Source organism: Eubacterium aggregans, from assembly GCF_900107815.1.
GTDB classification, from domain to species: domain Bacteria; phylum Bacillota; class Clostridia; order Eubacteriales; family Eubacteriaceae; genus Eubacterium_O; species Eubacterium_O aggregans.
In genome coordinates this window covers 1-17,340 of sequence record NZ_FNRK01000009.1, presented here as the reverse complement: position 1 = coordinate 17,340, position 17,340 = coordinate 1, and the positions used below count along the sequence as shown (strand labels likewise).

General features: G+C 48.4%; 16 protein-coding genes. 12 read left to right on the top strand and 4 right to left on the bottom strand.

What is annotated here, in order from left to right; translation table 11 throughout:
• Nucleotides 1–42: 42 nt before the first annotated feature.
• Nucleotides 43–828, bottom strand: a complete 786-nt coding sequence (locus tag BLW33_RS06485) for a GGDEF domain-containing protein (protein ID WP_176966648.1) — start codon at nucleotides 826–828, stop codon at nucleotides 43–45.
• Complete coding sequence (locus tag BLW33_RS06480; RefSeq protein ID WP_090306635.1) at nucleotides 753–1,631, bottom strand: PAS domain-containing protein; 879 nt, start codon at nucleotides 1,629–1,631, stop codon at nucleotides 753–755. The genes BLW33_RS06485 and BLW33_RS06480 overlap by 76 nt, the downstream gene beginning before the upstream one ends.
• Before the next feature lie 99 nt (nucleotides 1,632–1,730).
• Between BLW33_RS06480 and BLW33_RS06475 the strand changes: the two genes are divergently transcribed.
• Complete coding sequence (locus tag BLW33_RS06475) at nucleotides 1,731–2,840, top strand: glycerol dehydrogenase (protein WP_090306632.1); 1,110 nt, start codon at nucleotides 1,731–1,733, stop codon at nucleotides 2,838–2,840.
• 17 nt (nucleotides 2,841–2,857) lie between these two features.
• Here the strand turns inward: BLW33_RS06475 and BLW33_RS06470 are convergent, their stop codons facing one another.
• The gene (locus BLW33_RS06470) at nucleotides 2,858–4,753 is read right to left on the bottom strand and encodes an ABC-F family ATP-binding cassette domain-containing protein (RefSeq protein WP_090306631.1); all 1,896 of its coding nucleotides are present in this window, start codon (nucleotides 4,751–4,753) and stop codon (nucleotides 2,858–2,860) included.
• Entirely contained in the window at nucleotides 4,750–5,628 is an 879-nt protein-coding gene (locus tag BLW33_RS06465; RefSeq protein WP_090306629.1) for an AraC family transcriptional regulator, read from the bottom strand. The genes BLW33_RS06470 and BLW33_RS06465 overlap by 4 nt, the downstream gene beginning before the upstream one ends.
• A 331-nt stretch (nucleotides 5,629–5,959) precedes the next feature.
• On the opposite strand from BLW33_RS06465, the gene BLW33_RS06460 reads away from it, so the two are divergent.
• From BLW33_RS06460 to BLW33_RS06410, 11 genes are all read left to right on the top strand, one after another.
• The gene (locus BLW33_RS06460; RefSeq protein ID WP_242911612.1) at nucleotides 5,960–6,955 is read left to right on the top strand and encodes a TRAP transporter substrate-binding protein; all 996 of its coding nucleotides are present in this window, start codon (nucleotides 5,960–5,962) and stop codon (nucleotides 6,953–6,955) included.
• Between the two features lie 33 nt (nucleotides 6,956–6,988).
• A complete protein-coding gene (locus BLW33_RS06455; protein ID WP_090306624.1) occupies nucleotides 6,989–7,618 on the top strand; it encodes a TRAP transporter small permease in 630 nt (209 codons plus the stop codon).
• Between the two features lie 3 nt (nucleotides 7,619–7,621).
• A complete protein-coding gene (locus BLW33_RS06450; RefSeq protein ID WP_090306621.1) occupies nucleotides 7,622–8,914 on the top strand; it encodes a TRAP transporter large permease in 1,293 nt (430 codons plus the stop codon).
• 19 nt (nucleotides 8,915–8,933) lie between these two features.
• Complete coding sequence (locus tag BLW33_RS06445) at nucleotides 8,934–10,082, top strand: uroporphyrinogen decarboxylase family protein (protein WP_090306619.1); 1,149 nt, start codon at nucleotides 8,934–8,936, stop codon at nucleotides 10,080–10,082.
• A gap of 27 nt (nucleotides 10,083–10,109) precedes the next feature.
• Entirely contained in the window at nucleotides 10,110–11,021 is a 912-nt protein-coding gene (locus BLW33_RS06440) for a creatininase family protein (protein WP_090306615.1), read from the top strand.
• A gap of 117 nt (nucleotides 11,022–11,138) precedes the next feature.
• Nucleotides 11,139–12,188: an Ldh family oxidoreductase gene (locus BLW33_RS06435; protein WP_090306613.1), complete on the top strand. Its 1,050-nt coding sequence runs from the start codon at nucleotides 11,139–11,141 to the stop codon at nucleotides 12,186–12,188.
• Between the two features lie 9 nt (nucleotides 12,189–12,197).
• A complete protein-coding gene (locus tag BLW33_RS06430; RefSeq protein ID WP_090306610.1) occupies nucleotides 12,198–13,043 on the top strand; it encodes an SDR family NAD(P)-dependent oxidoreductase in 846 nt (281 codons plus the stop codon).
• Complete coding sequence (locus BLW33_RS06425) at nucleotides 13,033–14,448, top strand: L-fucose/L-arabinose isomerase family protein (protein ID WP_090306607.1); 1,416 nt, start codon at nucleotides 13,033–13,035, stop codon at nucleotides 14,446–14,448. The genes BLW33_RS06430 and BLW33_RS06425 overlap by 11 nt, the downstream gene beginning before the upstream one ends.
• A 9-nt stretch (nucleotides 14,449–14,457) precedes the next feature.
• Nucleotides 14,458–15,240: an HpcH/HpaI aldolase family protein gene (locus BLW33_RS06420; protein WP_090306605.1), complete on the top strand. Its 783-nt coding sequence runs from the start codon at nucleotides 14,458–14,460 to the stop codon at nucleotides 15,238–15,240.
• Between the two features lies 1 nt (nucleotide 15,241).
• Nucleotides 15,242–16,141 carry an SMP-30/gluconolactonase/LRE family protein gene (locus BLW33_RS06415; RefSeq protein WP_207647807.1) on the top strand — a complete coding sequence of 300 codons (900 nt, stop codon included), beginning with the start codon at nucleotides 15,242–15,244 and terminating at the stop codon, nucleotides 16,139–16,141.
• A gap of 2 nt (nucleotides 16,142–16,143) precedes the next feature.
• The coding region (locus tag BLW33_RS06410) for a four-carbon acid sugar kinase family protein (protein ID WP_090306601.1) at nucleotides 16,144–17,340 on the top strand (1,197 nt) is incomplete at its 3' end.

Genomic DNA, 17,340 nt, shown 5'->3' with positions numbered 1-17,340 from the left:
GGGATTAAAAAAGCCAGCTATGGGCTGGCTTTTTTAATCCCCTCATTCCGATTGATGATGCAGCTTACGTGCCTTATCCCGGTACATGGCTTCGTCGGCAAGCTGCATTAGATGGGGAATATCTTTGGCTTGAGAATAGATGGCGTAGCCGATGGAAATGCCTAAAACATAGGCCTTTCCGTCCATCAGAAAACTTTTGTCAAACTCAGCCCGAATATCCGAGATTCTATGGTCAAGGGCCGCGGTGTTTCGAAAAGGTAAGAGCAGACAGAATTCATCGCCACCAATACGGGCCAGACAGTCCGTTCCCCTGGTGTGGGCCTGGAGCTTGGAGGCTCCGACTGTTAGGAGTGTATCCCCGAATTGATGACCATAGTGATCATTGGCAGCCTTAAAATTGTCTAAATCCATGAAAAGGACGGCAAAATCAAATTGGGTCGTTGCATAGGCAGATTCAAACCCTTTTAGTTTATCGAAAAAACGTCGGCGGTTATACAGGCCAGTCAGAGGATCATAATAGGCCAGACGCTGATATTCCCGGGCCAGCTTTTTATAGCGTGTCTGCTGAATGGCCAGGGCGGCCTGGGCTTGCTTTTGCCGGGTGACATCTTTGCAGGAGATGATATAGCAGAGAAAGTCATGGTGCCGGTCCTTGGCGACAGCAACGGAGAGATAAATGTTTTTAACCCCCTGGTCCGGGCAAAGAATAACCGCTTCAACATCAGAATCCTTGGGTTTTAGACTGAGGGCTTTTAAATCGATGGGGTTCTCAAAAAACGAGAAAGATGGTAGCCCAGGAGCAGCGGAGCATCGTAACCTAAAAGACATCCGGCCGCATCGTTGCATTTTAAAATCTCAGTCTTTTCATCAATGACGAAAATAGGGTTATTGCTGGTTTGTAAAATCGTATCTGGGGAGATAATTAAATCGATGTTGAAAAGATCATAGCGATAGATGATCCCAAAATATCCAAGGCCGAAAAAAGCAGTGGCAATACTGGCCAAAGAAGGTAACACCGGGACCGTTAGGGGCAGAATGACATCGGTGATGACGCCGATGGCGATGGTGAGGGTATCCAAAAGGATAAAGGTGTAGGCCAATCGCTTTTTCATCCGGTGGTGGACGTTTCTTGCCCAGAGGTGTAAAAGATAAAAAGCATAACTAAAATAAATCAGGACATAGCCCAGGAAGGCCCAGAGCCAAAAGGATGTCAGACTGTTGGGATAGGTCCATCCCAGGCCAGACATTGAAGGAATAACAGAAAGGGCCAGGGAGGTGGTGGGGCCAAGCAGATTTTTTAGGATTAAAAGAAGGCCTGGAGTAAAAAACAATACCCGCTTCCACCCTGCCATGGGAGCGTGCTCGGGGTTTGTGAGGACATAGAAATAATAGGCCGTGAGCGAAACGAAGCCGCACCAGCCAATGGCGGCAAAGCGATGCCAGAAAAAGGCGCTTTCTGCATTGGGGGATGCATAGAAAAAAGCATTACAAAAAGACCACCATCCCAGACTTAAAAGGACGGCGGCAGCCATTTTATTTAAAAGGTCCCGCCTTTCTGAAAAGAAAAAGCGTCCTGCGCCGATGCAAAAGCAGGTGCAGATAATAATAGACAAAGAAGATAGAGGGTTCATAGGTGGAACTCCTGGACAAAAGACAATTCGATAACTCTATTATAACAAAGAATATGCTATAATTATAATAAAAAAACAATTGATAGGAGGCGTACAGCAATGGACACAAAAACACGGGCCTTTGCCTGTCCACCCAAGTATATCCAGGGGCCAGGGGAGCTAAAAAACTTAGAGATGTACACCCGGGATCTTGGAAAAGCGATTTTTGCGATTATTACCCCATCCTTTTATGATAAGTTATCCAGAGATCTAGTGGCGATGTATGAAAAAGCAGGGGAAAGGGTCACCTGTGAAAAATTTGGGGGAGAAACCAGCATGGCAGAGCTTGAGCGACTCACGGCCCTGGCTGCGGGAAAGGGCTATGATGTTGTTGTGGGTATTGGTGGGGGAAAGGCCATGGATGCCGCCAAATACGTGGGGATTCAGATCGGGGCGGCCATTGTGACGGTCCCCACCATCGTATCCACTGACGCGCCCACCAGTGCCTTGACGGCGACCTATACGGAGTCCGGAGAACATGCCGGGAGTATCTATTACAAACGCAATCCTGATTTAGTGCTGGTGGATTCTGAAATCATTGCACAATCTCCGGTGCGGCTGTTTGTTTCGGGGATGGGGGATGCCCTGTCCACTTATTTTGAAGCCAAGGCCCACGTGGATTCCAATACGAAGAATCGGGTGGGGGATGGCTATCAGACCCCCCTGGCGGCCATGGCGCTGTCGGAACTGTGCTATACCCGGCTCATGGCCGATGGGATTCAGGCCAAAGCCGATGTCAAGGCTGGGCGATTAACCGAGGCGGTGGAGAATATCATCGAAGTAAACACCCTGCTTTCGGGGATTGGCGTGGAGTCTGCGGGTTGTGCTGGGGCTCATTCCCTGAATGCTGGCTTTTCGGCCCTGCCGGGCTGCCAGAATAGTACCCATGGGGAAATTGTAGCCTTTGGCACCCTCTGCCAGCTGGTTTTGGAGGATTGGCCCCGGGAGACCATCGAAGAGGTGCTGACCTTTTCCAGCACCCTGGGCCTGCCCATTACCCTGGCAGAAATCGGCCTTTCGCCTGAGGATACCCCTAGCCTGATGCAGGCAGCCCAGAAGGCCTGTACCACCAAACACATTGCCGCGGAGACGGTGCCGACCAGCCCTGAGATTTTAGTGGAGGCAGTGCTTCGGGCGGATGGTGTTGGACAGGCATGGAAGAAGGCATAAACATTAAAAAATAAAACTTATTGCTTTTTCCTCCCCGCTACAATTTCATCGTACAATTCTTTTTTCTCCATCTTATCCAGAAGCGCTTCTTCCAGCGCTTCTTTTTTTTCGGTTAATTCCTGGAGGTGGGTATAATCCTGGGTGGGGACGGCCAGCTCGGCATCGATGGCATCGATCTCGGATTCCATGGCGGCCATATCGGTATCCATGGTGGCGTATTCCTGCTGCTCTTTATAGGTTAGACGTCGGGGTTTGTCAGTGGGGGCTGCCTTGGGTTTTGATGTTTTGGGGGCTGTGGGGGCCTCGTATTTTTGAGACTCGGTGTGCTTGGCCGCATAGTCCGTGTAATTCCCTGTTTGAACGATGATCCTGCCCTGGGCTTCAAAGCCATAGATGGTGTCGCACACCCGGTCCAGAAAATAGCGATCATGGGATACGGTAAGGACGCTGCCTTTAAAGCCATCCAGATAGTTTTCCAAGACCTTCAGGGTGTCGATATCCAAATCGTTGGTGGGTTCATCCAGTAGGAGGACATTGGGGGCGGCCATGAGGATGCGCAGGAGGTAAAGTCGACGGCGCTCGCCCCCGGACATTTCAGAGATGCGCACCCACTGGGCATACCGGTCAAAGAGGAAGCGCTCCATCATCTGGGCGGCGGTAATGGTTTCCCCAGAGGCGGTTTCCACCATTTCGGCCCCCTCCCGAATGTATTCGATGGCTCGGAGGTTAATGTCCATATCCTCGGATTCCTGGGAAAAATACCCTAGTTTAACGGTTTCCCCTAGGGTAACGGTGCCGGAATCGGGGGTGAGACGGCCGGCAATAAGATTTAAAAGGGTAGATTTTCCCCGGCCATTACGCCCCACAATGCCGATGCGTTCATCAGAGCCCAGGATGGCGGAAAAATCTGAGACCACCGGGGCCCCGGCAAAGCTTTTGTTTAAGTGGTGAAGCTCCACCACCTGTCGGCCCAGACGGGTGAAGGCCACATCCAGCGCCAGGGACTCCTCGGATAAATTGAGGCCGCTTTGCTCCAGGATTTCAAAGCGCTGGATTCTGGCCTTCTGCTTGGTGGTCCGGGCCCGGGCGCCCCGGCGCATCCAGGCCAATTCTCTGCGATAGAGATTTTGACGCTTTTGCTCCATGGCGCTTTCAAAGGCGTAGCGCTCGGCTTTCTTTTCTACGAACTCCGAGTAATTCCCCGGGTAGTCATAGAGGTGGCCCTTATCCAGCTCCAGGGTTTTGGTGACCACCCGATCCAGGAAATAACGATCATGGGTGACCATGAGTAGAGCACCCTTACGGTTTTGCAGAAAGGTTTCCAGCCAGGCGATGGTTTCGTTGTCCAGGTGGTTGGTGGGTTCGTCCAGGATGAGGAGATCGCAGGGGGCTAAGAGGACCGAGGCCATGGCCACCCGTTTGCGCTGGCCGCCGGACAGCTCGGCAATGCGCTTATCAAAATCGGAAATCCCCAGCTGGGTAAGGATGGTCTGAATCTGGGATTCTAAATTCCACAGCCCCTGGGCATCCAGCTGATCCCCCAGGGCCAGGACCCGCTTCTGAAGTGCCGTGTCCTCTGAATTTTGGGACAGGGCAGCGGTGGCTTGTTCATAATCCCGGACTAAATTAGTCTCTGGCGTATTGGCCTGGAAAACTTGATCAAGGACAGTAATGCCCGGATCTAAATCCGGGGTTTGGGCCAGATACTCCACACGCTTGCTGCCAAAGACGGTCACGTCGCCGGCGTCGGGGGTATCCAGTCCTGCGATAATGCGCAGCATGGAGGATTTGCCTGTACCGTTGATGCCGATGACGCCGGTTTTATCGTCATCCTCAATGGTGAAGCTGATATTTTCAAAAAGGGTTTTCACCCCGTAGGATTTTTTAAGATTGTCGATGGATAGGATATTCATGGAGACTCCTTTGTGATATTTGGTTTTGCAATAGCATCGATGAATTTTCTGGGAGAGACACCGACGGCTGTTTTAAAGGCTTTATAGAAATTGGAATAATTATTAAAGCCGACATTATAACAGGTGTCGGTTATACTGACACCCTCGGAAAGGAATTCCTTTGCCAACATAATGCGTTTGTAGGTTAGATATTCGATCACGGTGAATCCCGTTCCCTTTTTAAAGGTTCGGCATAATGAGTATTTATTGGTGAAAAACTGGGCAGATAACTCTTCTAAGGTGATGTTCTCCGTCAGGTTTTCGTTAAGATGGGCGATGATGGCCTCACACAGGGGGTCTGATTTAATGGGATGGACCTGGATGGGGTGGTCCTGATCCTTGGAATAAAGGTTGTTCAGGAGAATGATAAATTCTAAAAAAAGCAACCGAAGCATGAGTTCTCTTTCGGGAAGATCACTTTTAATATAGTGCTCAAATCTTTGAAAAAAACGGAGGAGTTCTTCTGGGTCTGTTGGTGCGATGAGATTGCGTTTTCCCAGTTTGCGCCGTTCAAAGCAGTAGAGCAGATTAAAGGTTGGGGTTTGGTATTGATAGAGGAGCTTCGGGTTAAAGTATAAAACAATGCGTTCATAGGGTTTGGACGAATGAAATTCAGGTTTGTGAAGCTCCTTGTTATTGATAATTAAGAATTGGTTTTTTTGTGGTTTGTACTCATGGCCTTCAATGAAATAAGTGACATCACCAGAGATAAAGAAGTTGATTTCATAGAAAGAATGAATTTCAATGTGATTAATGGATTCAAGGGTGGGTTCCTCAGAGAGGTTATGGGCGTAGGTGAAATCCATGGATTCATATTCAGAGAATGTTACATTCACGAGGTTGTCCTCCTTGATCGTTCTGTTTATATAATATAGCAATATTTGAAATATCTCAAGCAATAATTGAAAAGACCATTTGTTTGGATGGGTTTATAATGTAAACATAAATCAATGAAGGAGGATCGGCTAGAGGGGAAATAAATAGGCTAATACTCTGGAAAAATGGGTTCAAAAGGTTCGCTTTTAAAGGGTGTATGTTGGAAAATGGAGGAATAGAATGTTACCCAGAATTAACAACCGTTCAAATATTGCGTTTCGAATTTAAGAGGAGAGTATGATGAAGAGAATAATTTGCTTGATGCTGATATTATTTTGTATAGCATCCATAATGTTCACCGGGTGTGGTCAGAAAAAAGAAACGGGGATAAAAAATGGGACAGTGGAAGATCCGATTATGATTAAAATCGCCCATGACAATAGTGTACAAACACCAGGCCATAAAGCCATTGAGGGTTTTAAAAAAGAAGTGGAAGCCCAGTCTGGAGGGCGAATTAAGGTAGAAATTTATCCCGGGGGCCAGATGGGGAGCATCCAGGATACCATGGAACAAACCCGGCGGGGAGATATTCAAATGAGCTTTGCCGCCACGAGCCTGCTCATTCAGAATATGCCGGAACTGGCGGTGTGGGAGGTGTTTGGACTCTTTGATGATAAAGCGCATGCTCACCGAGTCCTTGACGGGAAAGCCGGACAGAAAATGATGGAATACCTGGAAGCGGAAAACCTTGAGGGAATTGGATATATGGAAATCGGCTTCCGGAATTTTTCCAATAGCAAACGTCCGATCAATACAAAGGAGGATGTCAAAGGATTGAAGATGCGCGGGTATAATTCTGTTCAGATAAAGGCCTGGGAGGCACTGGGTGCCAATCTTTCCTCTTTATCCTGGAATGAGGTGTTTACATCCCTTCAGCAGGGACTCATCGATGGTCAGGAATGTACGACAGAAAGTTTCTATAGTGCGAAATTCAACGAGACACAAAACTACTGGTCTCTGACCCAGCACATCTACACCAATTGGCTGTGGTATGCCAATCAAGATTTTATGGATTCTCTTTCTGAGGAGGATCGGGGCATTGTTATGGATGCATCAAAAAAAGCGATTCATGATCAGCGGGAAGAAGCGGATCGGGCAGAAAAGAAGAATCTTGAATTAATTAAGGCATCAGGGACTATTGTGAATGAAGTACCATTGGAGGCAAGAGCAGAAATGACACAAACAATGAACGAAGCGGTCAGTAGGCAAATCATTGATAAATGTGGACAGGATGTGTACGACATGGTGATGGAGGAAGTGGAGAAGGAACGGCACACTGCGGAATAAGAAGTCCTACATTACACAAAGGGGGTAGTGGAGATGATTAAAAAAGGTTTATCTTGGCTTGATGTTAATTTTGAGCCAATTCTGATGTCGGCACTGTTTTACATTATGACCATTTTAATTGTGGTGCAGGTCGGCCTGAGGTATTTCTTAGGCCTTGGACTTTCCTGGGGAGAGGAGTTATCACGGATTATCTTTGTCTGGTTGATGTATTTTGCCATCAGCTATGCAACGCGGAATCAACGGCATATCAGGGTGTCATTTTTGGTGAACAAAACACCGGAAAAGGTACAAAAAGTCATTCTGATGATAACGGATTTTCTGTTCCTGGCGTTCACGCTGAGGACCTTGGTGTCGGCGTGTAACATCGTCGGGGAAGCAACCCTTTACAATGACCGCCTGGTAGCCATGGATGTGGGGCTGAATGTCATTTATATGGCCGGAGTCGTAGGGCTGCTTCTTATGTCAATCCGATTGATTCAGAATATTGTATGGCGCCTGAGACATCTGGATGTCCCCATTGAAGTATTTGAAAATATAAATGGGAAACACTTGAATTCCAGAAAGATTTGTTTTGAATCTGGGGATGAGAGTGAGTGGGAACACCTCGAAGAGAGTGAGGCAGAGCAAATCGCACTGGGTCATCACGAGGAAAAGGGGGAGTAACGGATGTCAACAACACTCGTATTATTCGGTAGTTTTATTATTTTCCTATTGTTATCGGTGCCCATTGGCGTATCACTTGGTCTTTCGGCAGTTACAACTATCCTTATCCTCCAGCCAATCAGTATGGAGGTATTCACCCAGAGCATGATTCAGGGGCTCAATTCATTCCCATTAATGGCAGTACCGCTTTTTACCTTCGCAGGAGACATTATGGGAAAGGGCGGCATATCCAAGCGATTGCTCAAGGTAGTGAGCCTTCTCTTTGGAAAAGGGACAGGCGGCCTGGGCATTGTATCCATCGTGACCTGCCTGTTCTTTGCCGCAATCTCTGGGACTGGATCGGCAACCGTGGCCGCTATTGGTTCTATTATGATTCCGGCGATGGTGGCCAAAGATTATGACAAGAACTTTGCTGGGGCATTGGTTTCCTCCGCCGGAACGGTAGGGGTTATGATTCCCCCAAGTCTATGCATGGTGGTGTACGCGGTGGCGGCAAATACATCGGTGACGGGGATGTTTACTGCAGGGATCATCCCTGGGATTCTCGTGGGCGTTGTCCTGTCAATCTACTGCTATTATTATTCCAGGAAGCATGGCTATAAAGGGGAAAGCATCACGTATACGAGCAAGGAAAAGTTGGCAATCGTGAGGGATGCCATCCCCGCGCTGCTTATTCCAGTGATTATTCTGGGAGGGATCTACGGAGGTATATTTACGCCGACAGAGGCCGCTGCGGTAGCCTGTATCTACGGCATCTTTGTGAGTGTCTTTGTCTACAAGGAGGTTAAAATCAGCCAATTGCCAAGTATTGGGTACAATGCGGTGCTGATGTGTGCTGCCGTGCTTGTCATCATCGGAATTTCCTCAGGATTTGGTCGGCTGCTAACCTTTACTCAGGTACCTGTCCATATTGCAAATTTCATTCTGAGCATTACCCAGAATAAGATTTTGGTCTTACTGTGCATTAATGCATTATTACTGCTGGTAGGAACCTTCCTTGAAACCAATTCGGCTATCATTCTGCTGGTGCCCATTTTACTGCCAGTGGTGACGGCCCTTGGGGTTAACCCCACCCACTTTGGGGTGATGATGGTATTGAACCTCTCCATTGGCTTTGTAACCCCACCCCTTGGGGCGAATCTCTTTATGGCCTGTCAGATCAGTGATATTAAATTTGATGATATTTGCAAAGCGATTTGGCCCTGGATTCTTGTGATGATTGTAGCATTGCTGTTAACCACATATATTGAACCATTGTCCTTATGGTTACCCCAGCTGTTAAATATAACTGTTTAGTAAAGAAAGGAACTTCCGAATGAATAGAAGAGAAATTTTTGAACAGACCATGCAGTTTAAAGAGGTCGGTAAGGTATTGGTGGATCAGGGGAAGCAGGTTACATCCATTCATAAATGGTGTTATCCCAAAATTCGGGAAGCCATGGGCCTGCCGGCACTCCCAGAGGATCAGATCCGTATTTTAGATCGGATGTCCCAATGTGTGGTCAGTGATGAGGATTTGCTGGAAGCCTGGGGCATTGATTTTCGGTGGATCATCCCCAATTGGACGAATATCCGTGAGGTCGATGAAAAGAGCTACCGCAACACCTTTGGCTCCCTGTTTAAAACCGAGGATGGCGATTATTACGCATTGACTGAATCCCCCATGAAGGCGTACGAGGAAATCGAGGATGCCTTAGCAGAGTGGGAGTGGCCGAATCCCAGCGATCCCTATCTGGTGGAAGGTCTTCGGGAGCAGGCGAAGGCACTTTATGAGAACACCGATTATATCATCGGTCTCGATGGCATTAAGGGCGGCGTGCTCCAAACCTGTTTGGAGCTGCGGGGGTATGAGCAGTTTTTTATGGATATTATCATCGACCCTGAAGGTTCCCATGCCTTATTGGAAAAAGTGACCCAGCTGTATATGGATATGTACACGGTCTACTTAAACGAAGTGGGGGAATATGGCCAGATCTTGTATCTGACCGATGATTTAGGGGCCCAGAACAGTATGCTGATGAGCCTGAATCATTTCAGAGAGTTTGTAAAACCCTACGAAGCCCGGCTGATTAAACATATTAAGTCTTTGGCACCCCATATTAGAATATCCTTCCACACTGACGGCAGTGTGCTGCCACTCATTGAGGATTTAATTGAAATCGGCGTTGATATTCTAAACCCGGTACAAACCTCGGTGGATGAGTTAAAGGATACCCAGGCTTTAAATGCAAAATATGGAGATCGAATCGCCTTTCATGGTGCCATGGATGTTCAGAATGTACTCATCAACTCCACTCCAGAGGAGATTGAAGAAGAGGTCAAAAAACGCTTGAAGGACCTGGGGACAGGCGGTGGCTTCATCATCTCGACCTGTCATAATATCAACCGGGATATTCCGCCGGAAAACCTTAAGCGGATGTTTGAGGCAATTCATAAATACCAGAATTATCCGTTTAGTTTTTAAATATAAAAAAATATTGGAGGAAATAAAATGGTAATGCAAACAAAATTCAAATTAAATCAGAGAGATTCTGTATGGTTCCACGAAAATTCAGGACAAGTCAACCAGGCTTATGCCAAAAATGTCTGTGATATCGCCATCCTGCCCATTGGGGCTATCGAACAGCATGGTCCCCATTGTCCTTGTGGTTCCGATACCTTTAATGCCATCGGGATTGCAGAAAGGGTGGCAGAAAAAACCGGGGCAATGATCCTGCCCTCACCCATGTATGGCTCCCATCCCCATCATCATTGGGGAATGCCTGGGACCATCCCTCTGAAATACGAAACCCACATTGCTTTGCTGGAAGATATCGTCCGGGGGGCAGCAGTTGCCGGGTTTAACAAATTCATCATTATTTCTGCCCACGGACAGGTATCCTCAATGATCGTTGCGGTCCATAAATTAGGGATTGAAGGCTACTTCACCATTTCGTCTACCTGGTACGATTTCCTGAGGGATAACAAGGAAGTCCTTAAAGATTTCATGTGGCATGCCGATGAAGCCGAAACCTCGGTTGCCTTACATCTGTATCCTGAACACCTCAATATGGATCTGGCTGAAAAGGGTGGCGGACATGGTCTGGTGGATTCGAAGTGGAAAATTGCACCGGGTCAGGCAGCCATGCCGGGGATGATGTATCATTTCGAAGGGACCTTTGCGCTTCCGGAAAAGGACGATTTGGACAATGGTGTCATTGGCGATCCGACCCATGCCAGTGTTGAAAAGGGGGAAGCCCTGGTGGGGAAATGTGTGGATTACTATGTGGAATTGCTTGAAGAGATTAAATCGAAGTATCCCTGTGGAATCAATCCCTTAGGGTTTAGAAATCCTCTGGGATACGAAGGAACTGCTGCCATCGAGTATGATAAAGATCACGATGATAAGGGGCAACTGAAATAATTACATACCGTCGATAAGGATTAAAAGTGATGTTCTGAGAACTTTGGGAGAAATCCCTTTAGGGGTGGCACCAAAGTTCTCCATACACTACTTTTAATAAGAAAAGGGGTAAAAGTCATGTCTATAATAATTAAAGTTGAGGTATTGAAGGCGTACCTTGAAGAGATGTATCAAAAAGCTGGATTATCCGCTGAAGATGCCCGGATTTGCAGTGCTTATATGGTGCAGACCAATTTATGGGGAATTGATTCCCATGGTGTTTTACGGGCACCGATTTATATCCAAAGGATTCGGAATAAGGTCATTAATCCAGAGCCGGATATCCGGGTCATTAAAGGGGAAGGCACACCGATGATGCTCATGGATGCGGATGCCTCCATCGGTTATCTGGCAGGAAAGAAGGCCATGGAGCAAACCATTGAAGGCGCAAAAAAATATGGTTTTGCCGTCACCTGGGTTAAAAACAGCAATCACTTTGGCGGCGCAGGCCTTTATGCAGCCATGGCTGCCCAAGCGGGAATGCTTGGCATTTCCACCACCAATGTCATTCCGAATATTGGAATGCCCGGAAATTTAAGGCCACTGACGGGGAATAATCCCCTGGCTCTGGCTGCCCCGCTCAGTGAGCCCTATGATTTTATGTTGGATATTTCCATGAGTGCGGTGGCTGGGGGCAAGCTTCTTCTGGCGGCAGAAAAAAATGAAAAGATCCCGACAACCTGGGCCATGACGAAAGAGGGGGAACCCACCGATGATCCTACCTTGGGGTTTGCGGGGACGCTGTTGCCCATGGGGATGCACAAGGGGATGGGTTTGTCCATGTTTATCGATATTTTAACAGGGGTATTAACCGGCGGTCCTTTCTTACAGGATTTAAGCAGTATGTACAAATCCCCGGATGATCCGTCCCAAACCTCCCATCTTTTTGCGGTGGTGAATCCTGACTTTTTCATGGGGTCGGCGGTCTTTAAGGATCGAATGAAAACTTGGGTTAAGATGATTAAGGAGACCCCAATGGCTGATGGCAAAGGGGTACAGCTTATCCCTGGAGAATTGGAATATCAGTCCATGGTCAGACGGCAGGAAAATGGAATTGATCTGCCTGAAAAACTGGTGGACGAACTGCGAGTGATCCAGTGCGAGCTGGGGATGGCATTAAAAATTTAGGAGTGGAAAATGAAGTTAAAAAATAAGGTTGCCATCATCACTGGTGGGACAAAGGGAATCGGCTATGGGATTGCTGAAGAATATTTAAAGGAAGGGGCAAAGGTCATCATTACAGGACGGGATGAAGCGACCGGAGAAGAGGCCGCAGCCACCTTGAAAAAGATTGCGCCGGATGTAAAATTTGTCCAGGGGGATGTGTCCAGCCTGAAGGACCTCCAGGCCAGTGTGGATGCGGCGGTTGAGGCCTTCGGCCGATTGGATATTTACGTGGCCAATGCCGGGATCAACGATCCCAATAAAACCCATTTTTTAGACATCACCGAAGAGAGCTACGATCGAATTATGGATATTAATTTTAAAGGGATGTTCTTCGGGGGACAAATGGCCGCCCGGCAGATGGCCAAGCAGGGCGACGGCGGTGCCATCATCAATATGTCCTCGGTGAATGCCTATCTGGCCCTGGATTCCCAAATGGTCTATACGTCATCCAAGGGTGCCATCAGCCAGTTCACCAAGGTGCAGGCCGTTGCCCTTAACCCCTACGGCATCAAGGTGAATGCCATGGCTCCAGGCCCCATTGAGACGGAACTCATGCGTCGGGTGGGATCGGACCCTCAGCTCTTTAACACCGTTATTTCCAGAACACCCCAGGGACGAATTGGAACCCCCAATGAATGCGGACGGCTTGCTGTTTTCCTGGCTAACGAGGATTCCAATTTTATCTTTGGACAAACCATCTATATCGATGGAGGTCGGGGGTTCCAGGCCTTCCCGACACCCGGCTATAAAACTCTGACCGATGATGAGTACGACGCATATATGAAAATGAAAAAGGAGTGTGCACATGAACGCTAAGGTCGGTTTGATAACCTTCGGGGATCACCGGGAGGATATGTGGCAGAAGGTTTTTGGCGAAAGCACCATGAAATACCACGGTGAAATCATCGAATGCCTGAAGCAATTGGATATCGATTTAAAATTCTACCAGGATGCTGCCCGGACTCGGGAGCAGATTAATGAACAGGCGGATGGCCTCATTGCCCAAGGGGTAGATATTCTTATTGGGCATACACCCTGCTGGACATCTCCCAACCTTGTGGTTCAGGGGGTGCAGCGTGTGGGAAAGGCAACCGTCATGATTGGAAATCGGGATATGTCAACCCATGGCTGTGTGGGCCTTTTAGGGGCATGTGGTGCCCTTAGCCAGATTGGCTACGACCATAAGCGAATGCGCCTGGACTACGATGCAGAGGTCTTTAAAAAGAAGCTGATACCTTATTTTACGGCTCTTAAAGTAAAAGCAGAATTAGCAAAAAGCGTCTTTGGTTTATTTGGCGGCCGATCCATTGGGATCGATACGGCCACCTTTGATCCCATGGGGTGGCGGAAGCAGTTCGGTATTGACAGTGAACATATCGATCAATCTGAAATCCTCATGCGGGCCAAGAAAGTAGACCCCGATCGAATCCAGAAAATGATTCAGTGGATTCACACCAATGCGAAAGAAGTCATCTACAGTGAAAAGCTGACCAAGGAAAAGTTTGAATTCCAAATCGGCTGTTATCTGGCCACCAAGGATATTTGCAAGGAAATGGGGCTGGATTTCATCGCCATCAAATGTATGCCAGACTTATCCACCTACGCCGTACCCCAGTGTATGACGGCAACCTTCATGGCAGACACCTATGATGGGGAGGAGGGCCAAAAGGAAAGTATCCCCATGGCCTGTGAGGCTGATGCTGATGGGGCCCTGACCCAGGAAATCCTGAAGATCATTTCCGGGGGGACCCCCACCTTCTTTGCCGATGTCAGCCATATTGACGACGACCAGAAGATTATTTATTGTGTCAATTGTGGCGGAATCTGTGCCCATTATGCCGATCGCTCCTGCGATGCCTGCCAAAATCTGAACTGCATGACCATCAAGCAGTCCATCCGACCCGGAGGCGGGGCAATCTCTTGCTTTACGGCAAAGGAAGGGCCTATGCAGCTTGCCCGACTATACCGGGTGGATGGCCAGTATAAAATGGCGATTCTTCCCTGCGAGGCGATCCGGCCAACCGAGGAAATGGTCGATGCCTTTATCAAGGCCCGGGGCATCCATCAGCTACCAGTGCTCTATGCCAAAATGACCTGTGAAGTGGAAGATTTCATCAACGAGTATGGGTCGAACCATATCTCCGGTGTTGCTGGGGAATATACCGATCAATTGGTAGCGGTATGCCAGGCGCTGGGAATCGAACCCGTTGTATTCAAATAAGGATGAGTTATGAAAATGATAAATACGAATAGCGCAAAAAAGAAGCTAAAGGAAGGCAAAAAGCTTTCCGGTGCCTGGGCTCAGGCCGGTAGTAATATCACTGCGGAAATTCTGGCCGATTCGGGCTTTGATGTCGTCATGGTGGATATGGAACATGGCCCTGGGGATATCCCCACCCTGATCTCCCAGCTCCAGGGGATGCAGGGCAGTGACGCAGTTCCTTTCTGCCGGGCACCTTGGAATGATTTCGTTCAGATTAAGCGTATCCTGGATGCCGGGGTGTATGGTCTGCTGGTCCCTTATATTAATACAAAGGAAGAAGCCATTCAGGCCGTAGCGGCTACAAAATACCCAACGGAAGGCATTCGTGGGGTAGCAGGCAGTCCCCGGGCGCCCCACTACGGCAATAATGCTGGGGACTATATGAAAAAGGCCAATGACGAAATCTTTGTCATGGTGGCCATTGAAACCCCGGAAGCCGTGGCTCATTTAGACGATATTTTAAGCGTTGAAGGGTTAGACGGTATCTTTATCGGACCCATGGATTTAGCCACCAGTATGGGACATTTCATTAATCCTGGGGCACCGGAAGTACAGGCGGCCATTAAAACGGTGGAGGATAAGGTCTTTAAGAGCGATAAGATCCTGGCCACGGTTGCCGGCAGCTGGGAAGATGCCCAAAAAAAATACGAGAAAGGGTACAGTCTGCTTATGCTGATGTCCGATACGGTGACCTTGGGGCAGACGGCCCGGAAAACCGTGGAGAATTTCAAAAAAATTTATGGTGAGTAAAATGGAACCCTTTGGGATAGCCGTTTATGATGAAGCCTTCCGATGTGTTTTCGATAAAGATACCCCGCTGGAGGAGCTGGCATCGGGTTTTCGCTTTGTGGAAGGCCCAGTGTGGGATGCTGAAAAGCAGATTTTGGTTTTTAGCGATATCATGGGAAACGCATTATATCAGTTGGATGAGGCAGGTCATGTTCAAATGATCCGCCCGAACAGCTATTTGGCCAATGGAAACACAATGGATCGGCAGGGCAATTTGTTAACCTGCGAACATGGTACCAGCCGGATCTCTCGAACAAAAAAGGATGGGACCTACGAGGTTCTGGCAGACCAGTACAAAGGGAAGGCATTGAATAGCCCCAATGATATTATTTGTGATTCCCAAGGGAACATCTATTTTACAGACCCCATACCCGGGAGGATGCCACGGGTTGGCATCCCCAGACCTGCGGAGCTATCCTTCCGGGGGGTCTATAAAATCGATGTCCAAAGGGGAGAACTCCATCTCATTGACGACACGCTGCCCCAACCCAATGGATTATGTTTATCCAAAGATGAACAAAGACTATACGTCAATGATTCCATTGAAGGGTGTATCCGCGTTTACCATTTGGACAAGGATGAAAACTATACCGGCGGGGCTATATTTGCTAAATTAAAAACAGATGGTGATGGCTGTGCAGACGGTTTAAAGATCAATGACCTTGGTATGGTATTCTGCTCCGCACCCGGGGGGATACAGATCTTCGATGAAACGGGTAACATCATCGGTAGAATCTTTATGCCCCAGGTTGCCGCCAACTTTACCTTTGGCGGACCAGAACAAAAGGATTTATACATTACCGCAACATCATCTGTTTATCGAATAAAAAGTAATATTAGAGGATTAACGAAAAAGGAGTAACCATGACCATCAAAGCAGATATTTTCCAGAGCTATCCCGCCATTGACGAAGCCGCAGTGGATGCCCTTCTGCAGAAGGAAATCGCAGCCAACCATCAGAAAATCGTCGTCCTGGATGATGACCCCACCGGGGTACAAACCGTCCATGATATTTCGGTATACACCACCTGGGATGCGGACAGCATCCGTCAGGGATTTGAAGAAGAAAACAATCTGTTCTACATCATGACCAATTCCCGGGGCTTTACCGCTGAGCAGACCGAGGCAGCCCATAAGGCAATTGCTCAGGTTGTGGCCGAAGTGGCCAAGGAAACTGGAAAGGGCTACCTCTTCATCAGCCGCAGCGACTCCACCCTGAGGGGACACTACCCCCTGGAAACCGTCATCTTAAAGGAAGCCTATGAGGCCCACACCGGAAAAACCATTGACGGGGAAATCCTCTGTCCCTTCTTTAAAGAAGGCGGACGCTTCACCATCGACGATATCCATTACGTCAAATATGGCGAGGAACTGGTGCCCGCCGCCGAAACCGAATTCGCCAAGGATAAAACCTTTGGCTACACCCAGTCCGACATCAAGGACTACGTCGAAGAAAAAACCAAAGGGGCCTATAAAGCCGCTGACGTCACCAGTATCGCCCTGGGGGATATCCGGGCCATGGATTACGATAAAATCGAAGCCCAGCTCATGGCGGTTAAGGGCTTTAATAAAATCATCGTCAACGCCGTGGATTACGTAGACATTAAAGTATTCTGTGTGGCCCTGTACCGGGCCATGGCCAAGGGCAAGATCTTTATGTTCCGCACCGCCGCCGCCATCGTCAAGGTCATGGGCGGGGTAACGGATCAGCCCCTTCTCACCCGGGAACAGATGGTCGTGAAGGAAACCGACAACGGGGGCATCATCGTCGTAGGCTCCCACACCGAAAAAACCAGCCAACAGGTGGACGCCTTAAAGGAAAATCCCAATATCGTCTTCGTCGAGCTGGACGCTACCTTAGTGGCCGATGAAGCCGCCTTTGCCCAGGAAGTTAACCGCTGCCTGGAACTTGAAGAAGCCGCCATTCGAGCTGGGAAAACAGTGTGTGTGTACACCACCCGGAAGCTTATCACCGCCGATACCGGGGATAAAGAAGACGACCTGCGGCTATCCGTCCGGATTTCCGATGCCGTCCAATCTTTAGTGGGCCGCCTGAGCGTG